Genomic DNA, 16,107 nt, shown 5'->3' with positions numbered 1-16,107 from the left:
GCCCTGCCCGTTGCCTCGGGTGGTGGCAAGCGCACTGTGGCAGCCCTCTCGCTTGCCCTGCGGCGCACAGTTTGCAACAAGCGCGCCGAAGCGAACTCCCCGGAGAACCTGAGATGAAACGCATTCTTGTCGTGGCGGCCGCCGCCCTCGCCCTTGCCGGTTGCGATGCCGCCGTATTGTCCGGTTCGGACGGGAATGACGACACGCTCGACATTCCAGAGATTGCCGATGGCGACATCTCCGAAAAGACGATGGTCGATGTCACCCGCGAGCTGTCGTCCGACGAGTTCGAAGGCCGCATGCCCGGCTCCGAAGGCGAGAAGAAAACCGTCGAACTGCTGACGCAGCGGTTCGAGGCGGCCGGCCTCCAGCCTGGAAACGACGGCAAGTGGACGCAGGACGTCCCGCTGGTCGAAATCACCGGGAGCGATTTCGCGCCGCTTTCCATCACCGGCGGCAAGGACGGCGGGATGGCGTTCGAATATGGCAAGGACTGGGTCGGTGTAAGCTATCGCGAGACCCCGCGCACCCGGATCAACAACAGCGAACTGGTGTTCGTCGGCTACGGCATCAACGCGCCCGAGCGCGGCTGGAACGATTACGAAGGGCTCGACATGAAGGGGAAGACCGCGGTCATCCTCGTCAATGATCCCGATTTCGGTGCCGAGGATCTCGAAGGGCCGTTCAACGGCAAGGCGATGACCTATTACGGGCGCTGGACCTACAAGTTTGAAGAGGCCGCCCGGCAGGGAGCCGCAGCCGCGCTGATCATCCACGAGACCGAGCCTGCCTCCTACGGCTGGAACGTCGTCGAAAGCAGCTGGTCGGGCCCGCAGGCCTACCCCCAGCGGGGCGAGAACGCGCCGGCGCTGACCGAGATGAACGGCTGGATCCAGAACGATGTCGCGCAGAAAATCTTCGCTGCGGCGGGCAAGGATCTCGCCAAGCTGAAGGAAGCTGCGCGCAAGAAGGATTTCAAGGCGGTGCCGCTGGACGTGCAGGCGTCGACCAGCTTCGCCAACGAGACCCGCGAATACATGTCACAGAACGTGATCGGTATTCTTCCGGGCACCAAGCGGCCTGAGGAATACGTGCTCTACACCGCGCACTGGGATCACCTTGGCCGGTGCACGCCTGCCGATGACGGCGACGACATCTGCAATGGCGCGGTGGACAATGCCACCGGCACAGCAGCGCTGGTCGCGCTGGCCGAAGCGCAGGCGAAGGCGGGCGCGGCGGATCGCAGCATGGTGTTCCTCGCGGTGACCGCAGAGGAACAGGGCCTGCTCGGCTCGACCTATTACGCGCAGAACCCGGTCTTCCCGCTCGACCAGACGGTTGGCGGGGTGAACATGGACGCCTTCCTGATCGCTGGCCCCGCGCGCGACGTGACGGTGGTCGGCCCGGGCAAGTCGCAGCTGGACGAGTTCCTCAAGGCCGCGCTCGATAGCGATGGCCGGATAGCGACCGACAATCCCAATCCGGAAGCGGGGTACTACTACCGTTCCGACCACTTCCCCTTCGCCAAGCAGGGCGTACCGATGCTTTATCTCGACGGCGGTGAGGATCTGGTCGAAGGCGGGCGTGAAGCCGGGGCGGCGGTTGCCAAGGAATACCGCGACAACCGCTACCACGGCCCCAAGGACGAGTTCGACGAGAACTGGGACTGGTCGGGCGTGATGGCCGATCTTCAGCTCTACTACCGTCTCGGCCGGATGATGGCGATGTCGACCAGCTGGCCCAACTGGGTCGAGGGTGACGAATTCCGCGGCATTCGTGACGAAAGCTGCGCCGCGACCAACGCAGGTTGCTGATCGGCTCGTGACCCAGGAGCAGGTGCGCGCAATGCGGCTCCCCGCAGAGTGGGAGCCGCAGGACTGGCTGTGGATCGGCTTCCCGCATGATCCCGACGAGTGGGGCGATGCCTTCGCCCCCGCGCAGGAGGAGATCGCAGCCTTCGCCAATGCGGTGGCCGAGAGCGGGCAGGAGGTCCGCCTGCTGGTCCGCGATGCCGCCAACGAAGGGCGGGCGAAGGCGCTGGTGACGGGCGCGGTCGATCTCGAACGGCGCACCTATGGCGATGTCTGGCTGCGCGACACCGGCCCGCTGACCGGCTTCGACGGCGCCACGCGCCGCGCGGTGCGCCCCGGCTTCAACGGCTGGGGCGGCAAATACCTGATGAAGGGCGACGAGGCGATCGGGGCGGAACTCGCCGGGGACGAGGGCCTGCCGCTCGACCGGCCCGACTGGATCCTCGAAGGCGGTGCGATCGACACTGACGGACAGGGCACGGTCCTGACCACCGAGCAATGCCTGCTCAACCCCAATCGCAATCCCTCGCTAAGTCGCGAGCAGATCGAGCAGCGGCTGGCGCGCGATCTGGGGCTGGATCGTGTGGTGTGGCTCGGCGACGGGCTGCTCAACGACCATACCGACGGCCATGTCGACAACCTCGCGCGGTTCGTCGCTCCGGGTATGGTCGCGCTGGCCGAGCCCTTCGGCAGCGACGACCCCAACGCGGATGTTTATGCCGACGCCAAGGCCCGGCTCGAAGCCGCGGGGCTGACGGTCGCGGCGATACCCTCACCCGGCCTCGTCACGCGCGGGGACTGGGTCGAGCCTGCCAGCTACGCCAATTTTCTGATCGCCAGTTCGATTGTCGCGGTGCCGACCTTCGGTGTGCCGCAGGACGAAGGCGCGGTCGCGGCGATCGATGCGTTGTTTCCGGATCGCTCAGCGATCGGCCTGCCGATGCGCGCGGTGCTGGCGGGCGGTGGCGGCTTCCATTGCGCCAGCATGCAGATGCCCAGCGCTCCGACGCGGTAGGACTTTCTTAAGGCGCGCCCGCCAAGCTGGTGCGCATGACCCGCCCCATCGCCATCGCCCGCCGGTTCGAGGCGCTTTCCGCCGCCCGCACGATCATCGTATCGGCCTGCGCGATCGCGCTGATCGTGGCCGAGCGCTTCGTCCCGGTCTTCTAGACGACCAGCTTGAGCAGCGCGGCCAGCGCCGCTGCCGCCAGCACCAAGCCTACGAAAATACGCCACGCACGGTCGGACACATGCCCGTCCGCCTTGCGCCCCAGCCATGTGCCCAGGATCACGACCGGCAGCAGCATTGCGCCCAGCAGCGCCAGCCGCCATTCCATTCGCCCGAGCGCAATGCCCGATCCGATCCCGATCAGCGCTGCGAAGGTGAAGATCAGGATCATCGAGCTTTTCGCCATCTGCCGGGGAATCGCACGCCCGACATAATAGGGCACCACCGGAGGCCCGGGCATCCCGGCAAAGCCTGTCAGAATACCGGTCGCCACGCCGGTCAGCCCGGTGGTCACCATGCCGGGCCGCTCCGGCTCGCGGACCGGGAACAGCATCGCGACAAAGGCGGAAAGCGCGACCAGCGCAATCAGCAGGCGCGCGATGTTCGGCGGAGTCGCGGCGAGCAGCGCGAGCCCCGGCAGCGTGGTCAGCAAGACCAGCACGATGATCGTCCACACGCTGCGCTCCGCCTCGCGCAGCAGGCGCGGCAGTTCGAGCCCGCCGATCAGCAGCGCGACCACATTGGTGGTCAGCACCGCCTCGACCGGGCTCAGCGTCAGCGCGAGAACCGGCACCAGCAGGATCGCGAGCCCGAAGCCCGCCAGCCCGCGAATGAACGCGGCCGTGAGCCCCGTGCCCAGCGCGACTGCGAGTTGCAGCCAGGTGAAACCGGCGAAGATCTCCAAGGGGTCAGTCGCGCAGATCAGGCGGGGTGGCGCCGTCGCGCAGCATCGCGATCGCCTCGTCGAGGCTCATCACCCGCTGTTCCTTCTCGCCCAGCGTGCGGACCGCGACCGTGCCTTCCTCCGCCTCGCGCTTGCCGACCACCAGCAGGTGCGGGACCTTGGCGAGCGAGTGCTCGCGCACCTTGTAGTTGATCTTCTCGTTGCGAAGATCGCTCTCGGCGCGAATTCCTGCCGCCCGCAGCTTGGCCAGCGCTTCACTGGCGTAGTCGTCCGCATCCGAAACGATCGTCGCGACCACCGCCTGCGTCGGCGCGAGCCACACGGGCAGCTTCCCGGCGAAATGCTCGATCAGGATGCCGATGAAGCGTTCGTACGAACCGAAGATCGCGCGGTGGAGCATCACCGGGCGGTGCTTCTCGCCATCCTCGCCGATATAGCTCGCGTCGAGCCGTTCGGGCAGAACGCGGTCGCCCTGGATCGTGCCGACCTGCCAGGTCCGCCCGATCGCGTCGGTCAGGTGCCATTCGAGCTTGGGGGCATAGAACGCGCCTTCGCCGGGCAGCTCTTCCCAGCCGTATTCCTCGTTCATCATGCCCGCTTCGGCCACCGCATCGCGCAGTTCCTGCTCGGCCTTGTCCCAGTCGGCATCCGAGCCGAAGCGCTGTTCGGGGCGCAGCGCCAGCTTGATCGCGTATTTGAAGCCGAAGTCGCGATAGACCGCGTCCGCCAGCTCGATGAAGGCGCGCACTTCCTCGACCACCTGTTTTTCGGTGCAGAAGATATGCGCATCGTCCTGCGTGAACTGGCGCACGCGCATCAGCCCGTGAAGCGCGCCGTGCGGTTCGTTGCGGTGGCAGCAGCCCATCTCGCCCAGCCGGATCGGCAGTTCGCGATAGGAGGTGATGCCCTGCTTGAAGACGAGCACGTGCGCGGGGCAGTTCATCGGCTTGAGCGCCATCCAGTCGGCGTCCTTGGACACCAGCTCGCCCTCGTCCTCGGTATTGGGCACCTCGTCGGGGATGACGAACATGTTCTCGCGATACTTGCCCCAGTGGCCGGACTGCTCCCACTGGCGCGCGTCCATCACCTGCGGGGTCTTGATCTCGCGATAGCCGGCACCGTCCATCTTGCGGCGCATGTAGGCTTCGAGCTGCCGCCAGATCTTGTAGCCTTGCGGGTGCCAGAACACGCTTCCGTGCGCCTCTTCCTGAAGGTGGAACAGGTCCATCTCGCGGCCCAGCTTGCGGTGGTCGCGCTTGGCGGCTTCCTCCAGCCGGTGGAGATGCTCGTTCAGCTGCTTCTTGTTGAGCCAGCCGGTGCCGTAGATGCGGCTGAGCATCGCGTTCTTCTGGTCGCCGCGCCAGTAGGCACCGCTCACGCGCGTCAGCTTGAACGCCTGTGGGTCGAGCTTGCCGGTGCTGGCAAGGTGCGGCCCGCGGCACATGTCGAGCCAGTCACCCTGGCGGTAGATCGTCAGTTCCTCGCCCTCGGGAAGCTCGGCGGCCCATTCGGCCTTGAAGCTCTCGCCATGGTCCTTGAACCACTGGATCAGCTGCTGGCGGGTCCACACCTCACGCTCGAGCGGCGTATCCGCCGCGATGATCCGGCGCATCTCCTCCTCGATCTTCGGCAGGTCTTCCTCAGTGAAGGCCCCGCGTCCCTCTGCGGGAGCGAAGTCGTAGTAGAAGCCGTCATCGGTCGCCGGGCCGAAGGTGATCTGCGTGCCGGGGAACAGGTTCTGCACCGCTTCGGCCAGCACGTGCGCATAGTCGTGCCGGGCCAGTTCCAGCGCCTCGTCGACATCCTTGCTGGTCACCAGCGCAAGCTCCGCGTCGCCTTCGAAGGGCCGCGTGATGTCGCGCAGTTCGCCGTTCACGCGGGCAGCGATCGCCGCCTTGGCGAGACCGGGGCCGATCGCGGCGGCGACATCCGCCGGAGTCGAGCCTTCCGGCATTTCGCGCACGGAGCCGTCGGGCAGGCTGATCTTGAGCAGTTCGGTCATTGTATCGTGCTTTCGTCCGAGCAGTGTTCGGGAGAATGAGGTTCAAGCGCCTATGGTCGGCACAGCGCGGCTAGGCAACGGTGCTCTCGCCGCAAGTATTGCGAAGCAGGGCCAGGTCGGCCTCCTCCATGCCGCCCCGCTCGCCAGACAGATTGCATTCCACATAGGCCGCCAGCGCCTGTGCATCGGCGAGCGCGTTGTGCGGCACCGCACTCGCGCCAGCGGTATCGAAGCCGGGCAAGCTGAGCAGCAGGCAAGCATAGCGGAATGGATCATTGCGCTTGCCCTGATCGCGCAGCAGCATGCGGTTGAAGTGCACAAGGTCTTCGGGCCAGTCGGCGATAAAAACATGCGGACCTTCCTCTTTCCTGAGGAACTTCTGCATTTTCTTGACCGCCTGCAACCGCGTGACCGGCTCCCGGTCGAAATACGGCACGACATGCTCTTGCACCCACGGCACGATCAGCTCGTGCGCATGCAGAACCTCGTAGAAATGCACACCATCCTGACGGACGAGCGCAAGGCTCAGCAGCTGGCCGTCGGTGCCGTTGAATTCGGTGTCGATGTAATACCGCATGGGATCCCTGCCGCGCCGTCAAATCCGGTTGCAGGTTCGGGAAGCCGGCGCAGCGCCACCCGAACCCGGGTGGCGGTAATCGCGTCTCAATACGCGACCATCCGCCCCCGGTTGCCCGAGGTCGTGGTGGTCGTAGTCGAGGCGATCACGATGGCCATGGGCCGGAATATAGGCCGCAAGCGCGCGAGGTCCAGCACGATATTTGACAAGGGCGCTTTCATATATGGAAAGGGTGGTTGACACAGCGCGTGAGTCGTGACAAGTATGCTTTCCATAGAAGAAAGGAACCTTGACCATGAAAGCCATCGCACCTGTCCTCTGGGGCGCCGCCATCATCATCGTCGCGCTGCTCAACATCGCCGACGTGCTGCCCGACTGGGCGACCATCGCCGCCATTCTGACCCTGCCGTTCCTGGCAGTCGCCACCGGCACGCGCTGCAGCCTGAGGAAGTCGTCGTGAGCGAGGCGGCCCGGCTCCCGCTGCGTCGGCGCCCGGCCTTCTGGGCTGCGGGCATCTTTGTCGCCTTCGGGATCATCTCGGTCCTGCGCATGACCGATGCGATAGGCAGCACTACCGGTTTCATCCTGATGGTGATCGCGATGCTGCAGATCGTTCCGCTCACCCGGGCGAGCCTCGCCAAGCAGCGCTCCACCGGTCATCTCAGCCCGGCGATCGTTCGCTACACCCGCCGCTTCCTGCTTGCCAGCTTCGGCTACATGCTGGGGCTCGGCATCGCGGTGACGATCGCGGACCGGGTCGATCTGAGCGAGATCGAGAGCTTCCTGATCGCCTTGCTGCCCGTCATCCCCGTGCTGGGCATGATCTGGACCATGGCGCGCTACCTGATCGAGGAAGAGGACGAGTTCCTGCGTCATCGTGCGATCATGGCGAGCCTGTTCGGGCTCGGCGGAGTGCTGACGCTGGGCACTTTCTGGGGCTTTCTCGAAACGTTCGAAGTGGTCCCGCACATCTGGGCCTGGTGGGTCTTTCCCGTCTGGGCGATCGGCATGGGGCTCGGCCAGTGCTGGATGGCGCTGGCGGACCGGCGCGCCAATGATGGCCTGGGCGACGAGTCATGAAGAACCGCCTCAAGGTCCTGCGCGCCGAGCGCAACTGGAGCCAGCAGGCACTCGCCGAGGAACTCGGCGTCAGCCGCCAGAGTGTCAACGCGATCGAGACCGGCCGCTACGACCCCTCGCTCCCCCTAGCCTTCCAGATCGCCGAGGTGTTCGAACTCACGATCGAAGAGATTTTCCTGCGGGACTGAGCCCGCCACCAACCAAGGACCAGACCGATGAAACGATTCTGCCCGGCCATCGCGACCGCAACCCTTGCGCTCGCCCTGATGGCACCTGCCGCACCGGTCTATCACGCCCATGCCCAGCAGGCCGCCCCGGCCGACGACGCGGTGCAGCACGACCACATCCGCACCCGCCTCTACGGCAGCACCGGCCCTGTGGTCGTGCTGATCCCCGGCATGTCGACCCCGGCTGCGGTGTGGGACGACACGGTCGCCTCGCTGGCCGACGACCACCGCGTGCTGACCGTCGAGGTGCGCGGGTTCGCAGGCGAACGGGGCACAGCGAACGAGAGCGCGGGGGTGATCGACGGGATCGTGGCGGACATCTCCGCCGATCTCGCCGCCCGCAATCTCGGCCCTGCCACCATCGTCGGCCACAGCCTTGGCGGGCTGATCGCGATGGAATTCGGGCTGGCCCATGCGGATCAGGCGAAGAGCCTCGTCATTCTCGATTCGCTGCCCTTCTTCGGCATGGTCTTCGCGCCCGACATGACGCTGGAGAAGGTCGAGCCGCAGGCGAAGCAGATGCGCGACATGATGATCGCGGGAGCCGAGCAGATGCGCGCGGCGGGCCTTGCCAACGCCACCAGCGGCGCGGGCGCGGCGGGCATGTCGATCGACGAGGCGACCCGCGTGCGCATCGCCAACTGGTCGCTCGACGCCGAGCCGCTGGCGGTCGCAGAGCTGGTGTACGTGGATACCATGACCGACCTGCGCAGCGAAATCGCAGGCCTCGAGATGCCGGTCACCGTCGTCCACATGGCCAACGGCCAGTACCGCGAGATGGCGATCGAGCGCTACGCGACCGACTATGCCGCGCTGCCCGGCGTCCGCCTGGTGCCGGTCGACAACTCGCTGCACTTCGTCCAGCTCGACCAGCCGGAGATCGTCCGCGCCGAAATCCGCGCGGCCGCCGCCAAATAGCTAACCTTACCCCATGGCGAGCGTGTTCGACCCGAGCGCGCTCGCCATATTGTGCGTGCCGCCCAGCGCGGTGCCGCGCTGGCGCACACCCGAGACGAAGCGCCATTCGCAGCTCGCCGCCTGCGGGGTCAGCTCGACCGCCATGTAGCCACGCCGCGAGGTATCCGCCCATTGCAGCTGCGGGTTGGCGTCGACCAGAGCGCGCTCCAGGAACGGCGTCGGGATCTGCGGCAGATAGCCTTCGAAGCCGGGCGAGGTCACCGAAGACACGCCGAACTCGACGCCCACCGGCGTGCCGTCCTGCGCGAGGTCGAACGCCCAGCCGTTATGCGTATCGCCTGCCAGCACCACCAGATTGGCATCGGCGGCCAGCGCGGCGTCGAACACCCGCTTGCGCGCGGCGGGATAGCCGTCCCACGCGTCCATGTTGAACGGGATGCCCGCAGCAGAGGCCATCGCCCCCGCCATCAGCCGCTGGCGCAGCGCATCGGGCATCGACTTGGGCAACGCGTCCGCCAGTCCGGTCGGCGTGTTGAGATTGCCCATCAGCACCTGCTGGACCAGCACCTGCCAGCGCGTGCCGCTGCGGGTCGAGGCTTTCAGCCCGTCGGCCAGCCACGCCTCCTGCGCCGCACCCATCATCTGGCGCGACGGATCGGCCCAAGCGCCATCGTGGAACGCCTTGAGCGCAGCCATCATCTCTTCGGGCGTGGACTTGCCCGCCAGCACCTTCGCCACATCGAGCTGCTCGGACCGCGCGGTGAGCCGCGTTTCGAGCCGGAACAGCGTGGCGAGATCGCCGACCTGATAGGCCTTCCACGGATCGTCCGAGACCGGCAGCCATTCGCGATAGGCGCGCATCGCGGCGGCCTTGCGCGCGTCCCACGGCCCTTCGGTTTCGGGCTGGTGGTTCTCCGCCCCGCCTTCCCACGAATCGTTCGCGGTCTCGTGATCGTCCCACACCAGGATCATCGGATAGAGCTGCGTCAGCCGCTGGAGGTCCGGATCGGCGCGATAGGTCGCGTGGCGCAGGCGGTAATCGGCCAGCTGCACGATCTCGTTCTCGGGCGCGTCTACCCGGCCCGGCACGATCTGGTCGGGGGTCGGGTAATGCTGTGCGTCGTATTCGTAGTAATAGTCGCCCAGATGCACCAGCAGGTCGAGGTCGTTGGCCTGGGCCGCGTGGCCATAGGCGTTGAAATAGCCGAAGCCGAGGTTCGAGCAGGAGAACACGCCCATCCGGAACCGGCCGGTCGGCCCCTGCGGCAGGGTGCGCGTGCGCCCGGTGGCGGAGCGGGAGCCATCCGGCCCGATGAAGCGGTAGTAGTACCAGCTATCGGGATCGAGCCCGCTGACCTGCGCCTTGGCGCACCAGTCCTTGCCCGGCGTGGCGAGGGTCTCGCCCTCCGCCAGCACGCGGGTGAATTCGGCATTGTCACTCACCTGCCACGCCAGCTTCGCCTCGTTCGAGCCGACGAAGCGGGTCCACAGCAGCACGCCGTCCTGGCTCGGTTCGCCGCTGGCGATGCCGTGGGTGAAGCCCTTCGCGCCAACCTGCGCGGAGAGCGGCATGGCGAGCAGGCCGGCCCCCATGATGCCACCCGCAAGCAGGCTGCGGCGATCGAGTGAAAGGGCGGAGCGGGCAGTGCCGCTGGCGGGGGGAGGAGCGAGGAGGTTCGACATGGCATCCGCCTAGACCGGGTTCGTGAAACATCCGAGACACGGCCTGTCGCAGACCGGCAACGTCTGACACACCTGACACACTGTCCAAAGGCAAAAAAACCCAGCCCCCGCCCAGCCCTGCGTTCAACCGCCACGCGAAGCGCAGGAACAGGGTCGGCAAGGGCGGGCGCAACTGGCATGGCCCCACTGCTAGCGCGGCGGGTGCAAGTAGGAAAATCCGGTGCAGGTCCGAGCGCGCTGATCCGCCCGCGGGGAATGGACAGGCCCCTGCCCCGCCCGTACCGCACACGGATGAGCGACTATCATGCAATGCCCGACGGGCGGCGGATCGCCTACCGCCTGACGCAAGGCTCGGGCACCGCGCCCGCGATCGTCTTCCTGCCCGGCTACATGTCCGACATGGCGGGATCGAAGGCCAGTGCGCTGTTCGACTGGGCGGAAGCGAACGGCCACACCTGCCTGCTGCTCGACTATTCGGGTTGCGGCGAATCGGATGGCGACTTCGCCGATGGCACGCTGTCACGCTGGCGCGACGAGGTGCTCGCGCTGATCGAGACGAAGCTGAGCGAGCCGGTGGTGCTGGTGGGATCGTCGATGGGCGGCTGGCTGATGCTGCTGGTCGCGCTGGAGCTGACCGCCAGGGCCCCCGACCGGTTGGCCGGGCTGGTCGGCATCGCCGCCGCCCCCGACTTTACCGACTGGGGATATGACGACGCGCAGAAGGCGCAGCTGGCACGCGGCGAGACGGTGCTGGAAGATAACCCCTACGGCCCCGAGCCGACCCCGACGCATGCCGGGTTCTGGGCCGATGCGCGCCAGCACCTGCTGCTGGGCGCGCCGATCCCGATTACCTGCCCGGTCACCCTGCTGCAGGGCCAGCGCGATGCGGAGGTGCCGTGGGAGACCGCGCTGCGCCTCGCCGAGCGGCTCGATTCCGACAAGGTGCTGGTTCAGCTGGCAAAGGATGGCGACCACCGCCTGTCGCGCGAAGAAGATGTTGCGCGGCTGCTGGCCACCGTCGGGCAGCATCTGCTGACCGCATGATCGATGCCGCGATCCTTGCGGGCACTCGTGCGACCATCTAACGGCGGCGATGGAGAGGCAGTGCCGTAACGGCACTGATGCACAACCAATGTCCCGGCAAAGCCGGGCGCGGAAGACAGGACCGATACATGGCAGCCGACCACAGGCAGTCCGAAGCCGATTTGTTGCAGCAACTGGCCACCCGGATGCGCGAATCCCTGCTGCCGGTCGACCGGCCTTTTGACGAGGGCGAGATCGAGGCCGCCGCATCGCTGGTGCTGGAGACCGCCGAGCAACGCCAGCCGGGCGAGCCTGCCATCGCGATCACCAGCGTCGAATCCGGCACCCGCAGCAAGCTGCGGCTGGCGCTGGTCAACGACGACATGCCGTTCCTGGTCGATTCGATCTCCGCGCAGGTCGCCGAGTTCGGCCTCTCGATCGACCGGCTGGTCCACCCCGTCTTGCGGGTCGAACGCGATGCGCAAGGCAAGCTGGAAGACCTTCCCGGCAAGGGCAGCAACGCCCCGCGCGAATCGATGATCTTCCTCGAAACCGACCATGCCGACGACGAGGTGCAGGGCGAGCTGGAGCAGGCGCTCACCGCAACGCTCGCCGATGTGCGCGCCGCGGTCGCCGACTGGGAGGCGATGCGCAAGGCGATGCAGCACGACGCGACCAACCTTGCCGACAAGGAAGGCTCCGCGCTGCTCGACTGGCTGAGCGGCGGGATGCTGACCCAGCTGGGCCATCTGGTCCGCCATGCCGACGGGCGCGAGGAAAACACGCTGGGCATCTGCCGCGCCAGCGCGCGCGAAATCCTCGCCGACCAGTCCTACGCCCGCGCGTTCGACTGGTTCGACGATCCCGCCAACGCGACCGCGCGGATGCCGCTGATCGTCAAGGCCAACCGCGTCTCCAACGTCCACCGCCGGGTTCCGCTGGACCTGTTCCTGGTCCCGATCCGCGAAGGCGGCAAGGCCGAGGGCAAGACCGTGGCGATCTCGATCCATGCCGGTATCTGGACCAGCGCCGCGCTGACCACCGATCCGCACGCGGTGCCGCGCCTGCGCCGCCAGCTGGGCGAGCTGATGGACCAGCTCGAATTCGATCCGGGCGGCCATGCGGGCAAGGCGCTGGTCCACGCGCTGACCGCGCTGCCGCACGACCTGCTGATCGGCTTCCGCGACGAGGACGTGCGCCGGATCGCGACCACCACGATGACGCTGAACGATCGCCCCCGCCCTCGGGTCGCGGTGGTCGAGGCGCCGCTCGCGCGGCACCTGTTCGCCTTCGTGTGGCTGCCGCGCGACATGATGTCGACCGAGGTGCGCCACCAGATCCAGGCCCTGCTGGAAGACCAGACCGGCTCCACCCTGCTCGACTGGAGCGTGGAGATCGAAGGCGGCGCGCTCGCGCTGCTGCGCTTCGTGCTCGATTTCCGCGAAAGCACCACCGCCTATCGCGAGGAAGACATGCAGGCGCGCGTGCAGGAAATGCTGCGCGGCTGGTCCGAAGCGGTCGAGACCGAACTCGCCAAGGCCTTCGAGGAGAAGGACGCGCAATCGCTGGCGCAGCGTTACGCGGACAACTTCCCCAGCTTCTACCGTGCCGATAGCGGCGCGGGCGAGGCCGCGCTCGACATTGCGCGGATGCGCGATCTGGCAAGCCACGCGGGCGAGAGCGGCGATGACGCGCCCGACGAACGCGGGGTCCGCCTGCGCCGCAGCGAGGCCCAGCACGGTGGCAACCTGCGCCTCAAGATCTATCAGCACGAAGGCACGCTGCCCTTGTCGGAAGCGGTGCCCGCGCTGGAGAACTTCGGCCTCAAGACGATCAGCGAAGTGCCCACGCTGCTGGACGGCGGCGCGCTGGGTGCGATCCACGACTTCAACTGCGACCTAGGCCCCGGAGTCGACCCGGCGGAGCTGCTGGCCCGCGCGGAGCCGATCGAGACCGCGATCGCGGCGGTGCTCAACGGCCATGCCGAAGACGATGCGTTCAACCGCCTGGTGCTGAGCGTGGGGCTGGATGCGCGCGAGGCGGAATGGTTGCGCGCGATCTATCGCTACCTGCGCCAGACGGGGATGAGCTTCACGATCTACACCGTGGTCGATGCGCTGGCGAAGGCCCCGGCGGTGACCCGTGCGCTGATCGACCTGTTCGTCGCCCGCCACGACCCCGCGTTCGAGGGCGATCGCAAGACGGCCGAAAAGACCGCGCAATCCGCGATCAAGGACGGCTTGCAGAACGTCGCGGCGATCAACGACGACCGGCTGCTGCGGCTCTATCGCAGCGTGATCGAGGCGATGCTGCGGACCAATGCGTTCGCGCTGCATCCGGGGATCGCGCTGTCCTTCAAGTTCGATTCGGAAAAGGTGCCGGGCCTGCCCAAGCCGATCCCGTATCGCGAGATCTTCGTCTATTCGCGCCGGGTCGAAGGCATTCACCTGCGCGCCGGCCCGGTCGCGCGCGGCGGGCTGCGCTGGTCCGACCGGCGCGACGACTTCCGCACCGAAATCCTCGGCCTGATGAAGGCGCAGCGGGTCAAGAACGCGGTCATCGTGCCGACCGGCGCGAAGGGCGGCTTCTACCCCAAACAGCTGCCCGACCCCGCGCATGATCGCGATGCGTGGGCCGCCGAAGGCAAGGCGAGCTACCAGATCTTCATCCGCTCGCTATTGTCGATCACCGACAACATCGTCGAGGACGAGGTGGTTCACCCCGAAGGCATCCGCATCCTCGACGAGGCGGACCCCTATTTCGTCGTCGCGGCGGACAAGGGCACGGCGAGCTTCTCCGACGTCGCCAACGCGATCGCGGAAAGCGCGGACTTCTGGCTCGACGATGCCTTCGCCAGCGGCGGCAGCCACGGTTACGACCACAAGGCGATGGGCATCACCGCGCGCGGCGCGTGGGTCTCGGTCCAGCGGCACTTCCGCGAAATGGGCGTCGACGTGCAGAGCGATCCGGTGAAGGTCGTGGGCTGCGGCGACATGTCGGGCGACGTGTTCGGCAACGGCATGCTGCTGTCGAGGTCGATCCGGCTGGTCGCCGCGTTCGACCACCGGCACATCTTCATCGACCCCGATCCCGACGCCGAGGCAAGCTGGCAGGAACGCAAGCGGCTGTTCGACCTGCCCCGCTCCAGCTGGGACGATTACGCCAAGGAACTGATTTCGAAGGGCGGCGGGGTGTACCCGCGGACCGAGAAATCGATCACCCTGTCCAAGGAAGCACGCTCCGCGCTCGGCGTAGACCGGGCGGAGTTCGATCCTGAATCGCTGATCTCCGCCATCCTCAAGGCGCCTGCCGACCTGCTGTGGTTCGGCGGCATCGGCACCTATGTGAAAGCCGAGAGGGAGAACAACATCCAGGTCGGCGACCCCGCCAACGACGCGCTCCGCATCAATGGCGAAGACCTGCGCGTCAAGGTGATCGGCGAAGGCGCCAACCTCGGCGTGACGCAAGCGGGCCGGATCGAGTTCGCGCTGAACGGCGGGCGGCTCAACACCGACTTCATCGACAACTCGGCGGGCGTCGACTGCTCGGACAACGAGGTCAACATCAAGATCGCGCTCGCCGCGGCGCGCCGCGCGGGCGAATTGTCGGAGGAAGAGCGCAACACGCTGCTGTCCGAAATGACCGCCGAGGTTGCCGCGATCGTTCTGGAAGACAACCGCCTCCAGGCGCTCGCCGTGTCGATCGCCGAACAGGGCGGAGAGCAGGCGACCGCATCGACCATCCGCCTGATCGAGACGCTGGAAGATGCCGGCATGCTCGACCGACGGACCGAGGGCATCGGCGAGAACGAGGTCTTCACCCGCCGCGCGGGCGAAGGCATCGGCCTGACCCGGCCCGAACTCGCGGTGCTGCTGTCGAGCAGCAAGCTGACCCTGCAAGACGCGATCGAGGCGGGCAGCCTGACCAGCGATCCGGAGATGGAAAGCACGCTGTTCACCGCCTTCCCGACCCCGCTGCGCACGCGCTTTGCCGAACAGATCCGCCAGCACCGCCTGCGCAACGAGATCATCGCGACCGCGCTCGCCAACCGGATCGTCAACCGGATGGGCATGGTCCATCCGTTCGAACTGGCGGAGGAAGAGGGCGTCGGCCTGCACGAGGTCGCGAGCGCCTTCGTCACCGCCGACCGCCTGTTCGACGTGACCAAGATCTGGGAAGCGCTGGACGAGGCCGCGATGCCCGAAGACGCGCGCCTCACCCTGTTCGACCGGGTGGCGATGGCGATGCGGATCCAGATGGCGGACGCGATCCGGGTGTGCGGCGACACCGCCAGCCCGAGCGCGATCGTCGAGGACCTGCGGCCCACGCTCGACATCTTGTCGCAGGGCACGGTCAACCTGCTGGGGGCGGAAAGCCGCCAGCGCTCCGCCCGGATGCGTGCCGAATTCGCCAAGGCCGGCGCGCCGGAGGATATCGCAGCCGCGGTCGCCCACCTGTTCGACCTCGATGGCGGGATCGGCCTCGCCCGGCTGGCCAAGGATCTGGACGTGGACCCGCGCGAGCTGGCCCGGGCCTTCACCGATCTGGGCGGCGAGCTGGGCCTCGACTGGGCGCAGGGCACCGCCGCTCTGATGAGCCCGTCCGACGTGTGGGACCGTCTGCTGGTCGCCGGGCTCGCCCGCGATTTCCAGCACATGCGGCTGGAATTCCTGCGCCGCATGTTCGCGCAGGACGACGATCAGGCGGGCGATCCGGCGGCGATCGTCGCCGCGTGGCTCGAACGGCACGAGGCGGCGGTTCGCCAGTTCCGCGGCATCATCCGCCGCGCGCAGGCGCAGAACCCGGTCGCCCCCGCCACGCTGGCGCAGATTGCCAGCCAGGCGCGCAACCTGCTGGGCCGGTAAGGGGAGCG

At 67.2% G+C, this 16,107-nt stretch carries 12 protein-coding genes; 8 read left to right on the top strand and 4 right to left on the bottom strand.

The features are described 5' to 3' along the window. Positions 1 to 113: 113 nt before the first annotated feature. Positions 114 to 1,814 carry a M28 family metallopeptidase gene (locus tag KYN89_RS07905; protein WP_222824563.1) on the top strand — a complete coding sequence of 567 codons (1,701 nt, stop codon included), beginning with the start codon at positions 114 to 116 and terminating at the stop codon, positions 1,812 to 1,814. A 31-nt stretch (positions 1,815 to 1,845) separates the two neighbouring features. Next, entirely contained in the window at positions 1,846 to 2,826 is a 981-nt protein-coding gene (locus KYN89_RS07900) for an agmatine deiminase family protein (RefSeq protein ID WP_222824562.1), read from the top strand. A 151-nt stretch (positions 2,827 to 2,977) separates the two neighbouring features. Here KYN89_RS07900 and KYN89_RS07895 read toward each other — a convergent pair whose 3' ends face one another. The 3 genes from KYN89_RS07895 to KYN89_RS07885 form a co-directional block, all read right to left on the bottom strand. Next, positions 2,978 to 3,724, bottom strand: coding sequence for a sulfite exporter TauE/SafE family protein (locus KYN89_RS07895; protein WP_222824561.1), 747 nt, complete (start codon positions 3,722 to 3,724; stop codon positions 2,978 to 2,980). 4 nt (positions 3,725 to 3,728) lie between these two features. Continuing rightward, positions 3,729 to 5,726, bottom strand: coding sequence for a threonine--tRNA ligase (gene thrS / locus KYN89_RS07890; RefSeq protein WP_222824560.1), 1,998 nt, complete (start codon positions 5,724 to 5,726; stop codon positions 3,729 to 3,731). Positions 5,727 to 5,796: 70 nt separating this feature from the next. Further along, complete coding sequence (locus tag KYN89_RS07885; protein ID WP_222824559.1) at positions 5,797 to 6,303, bottom strand: hypothetical protein; 507 nt, start codon at positions 6,301 to 6,303, stop codon at positions 5,797 to 5,799. 295 nt (positions 6,304 to 6,598) lie between these two features. On the opposite strand from KYN89_RS07885, the gene KYN89_RS07880 reads away from it, so the two are divergent. Genes KYN89_RS07880 through KYN89_RS07865 form a run of 4 tightly spaced genes read left to right on the top strand, consistent with a single transcriptional unit; the run spans position 6,599 to position 8,528 of the window. After that, positions 6,599 to 6,763, top strand: coding sequence for a hypothetical protein (locus KYN89_RS07880; protein ID WP_197635209.1), 165 nt, complete (start codon positions 6,599 to 6,601; stop codon positions 6,761 to 6,763). After that, positions 6,760 to 7,383, top strand: a complete 624-nt coding sequence (locus tag KYN89_RS07875; RefSeq protein WP_222824558.1) for a hypothetical protein — start codon at positions 6,760 to 6,762, stop codon at positions 7,381 to 7,383. Before KYN89_RS07880 ends, KYN89_RS07875 begins: the two co-directional genes overlap by 4 nt. Continuing rightward, complete coding sequence (locus tag KYN89_RS07870; protein ID WP_197635207.1) at positions 7,380 to 7,571, top strand: helix-turn-helix transcriptional regulator; 192 nt, start codon at positions 7,380 to 7,382, stop codon at positions 7,569 to 7,571. Before KYN89_RS07875 ends, KYN89_RS07870 begins: the two co-directional genes overlap by 4 nt. Before the next feature lie 27 nt (positions 7,572 to 7,598). Beyond that, positions 7,599 to 8,528 (top strand): alpha/beta fold hydrolase, encoded by a 930-nt coding sequence (locus KYN89_RS07865; RefSeq protein ID WP_222824557.1) that lies wholly within the window; start codon positions 7,599 to 7,601, stop codon positions 8,526 to 8,528. Between the two features lie 6 nt (positions 8,529 to 8,534). On the opposite strand, the gene KYN89_RS07860 is transcribed toward KYN89_RS07865, so the two are convergent. Then, positions 8,535 to 10,211 (bottom strand): alkaline phosphatase D family protein, encoded by a 1,677-nt coding sequence (locus KYN89_RS07860; protein WP_248285070.1) that lies wholly within the window; start codon positions 10,209 to 10,211, stop codon positions 8,535 to 8,537. A gap of 291 nt (positions 10,212 to 10,502) precedes the next feature. On the opposite strand from KYN89_RS07860, the gene KYN89_RS07855 reads away from it, so the two are divergent. Continuing rightward, positions 10,503 to 11,255 carry an alpha/beta hydrolase gene (locus tag KYN89_RS07855; RefSeq protein WP_222824556.1) on the top strand — a complete coding sequence of 251 codons (753 nt, stop codon included), beginning with the start codon at positions 10,503 to 10,505 and terminating at the stop codon, positions 11,253 to 11,255. 128 nt (positions 11,256 to 11,383) lie between these two features. Then, positions 11,384 to 16,099: an NAD-glutamate dehydrogenase gene (locus tag KYN89_RS07850; RefSeq protein WP_222824555.1), complete on the top strand. Its 4,716-nt coding sequence runs from the start codon at positions 11,384 to 11,386 to the stop codon at positions 16,097 to 16,099. Positions 16,100 to 16,107: the final 8 nt, after the last annotated feature.

It is taken from the genome of Alteriqipengyuania abyssalis, from assembly GCF_019857185.1.
In the GTDB taxonomy this organism is placed as follows: domain Bacteria; phylum Pseudomonadota; class Alphaproteobacteria; order Sphingomonadales; family Sphingomonadaceae; genus Alteriqipengyuania; species Alteriqipengyuania abyssalis.
Note: the sequence above shows the minus strand (reverse complement) of the source record. Positions and strands in the feature narration are given on the sequence as shown.

Bases quoted from the DNA above. Each gene is read 5' to 3' on its own strand.
- KYN89_RS07905 (WP_222824563.1), top strand. From the start codon at position 114: ATGAAACGCATTCTTGTCGTGGCGGCCGCCGCCCTCGCCCTTGCCGGT.
- KYN89_RS07900 (WP_222824562.1), top strand. From the start codon at position 1,846: ATGCGGCTCCCCGCAGAGTGGGAGCCGCAGGACTGGCTGTGGATCGGC.
- thrS (WP_222824560.1), bottom strand. From the start codon at position 5,726: ATGACCGAACTGCTCAAGATCAGCCTGCCCGACGGCTCCGTGCGCGAA.
- KYN89_RS07885 (WP_222824559.1), bottom strand. From the start codon at position 6,303: ATGCGGTATTACATCGACACCGAATTCAACGGCACCGACGGCCAGCTG.
- KYN89_RS07880 (WP_197635209.1), top strand. From the start codon at position 6,599: ATGAAAGCCATCGCACCTGTCCTCTGGGGCGCCGCCATCATCATCGTC.
- KYN89_RS07870 (WP_197635207.1), top strand. From the start codon at position 7,380: ATGAAGAACCGCCTCAAGGTCCTGCGCGCCGAGCGCAACTGGAGCCAG.
- KYN89_RS07865 (WP_222824557.1), top strand. From the start codon at position 7,599: ATGAAACGATTCTGCCCGGCCATCGCGACCGCAACCCTTGCGCTCGCC.
- KYN89_RS07860 (WP_248285070.1), bottom strand. From the start codon at position 10,211: ATGTCGAACCTCCTCGCTCCTCCCCCCGCCAGCGGCACTGCCCGCTCC.
- KYN89_RS07855 (WP_222824556.1), top strand. From the start codon at position 10,503: ATGAGCGACTATCATGCAATGCCCGACGGGCGGCGGATCGCCTACCGC.
- KYN89_RS07850 (WP_222824555.1), top strand. From the start codon at position 11,384: ATGGCAGCCGACCACAGGCAGTCCGAAGCCGATTTGTTGCAGCAACTG.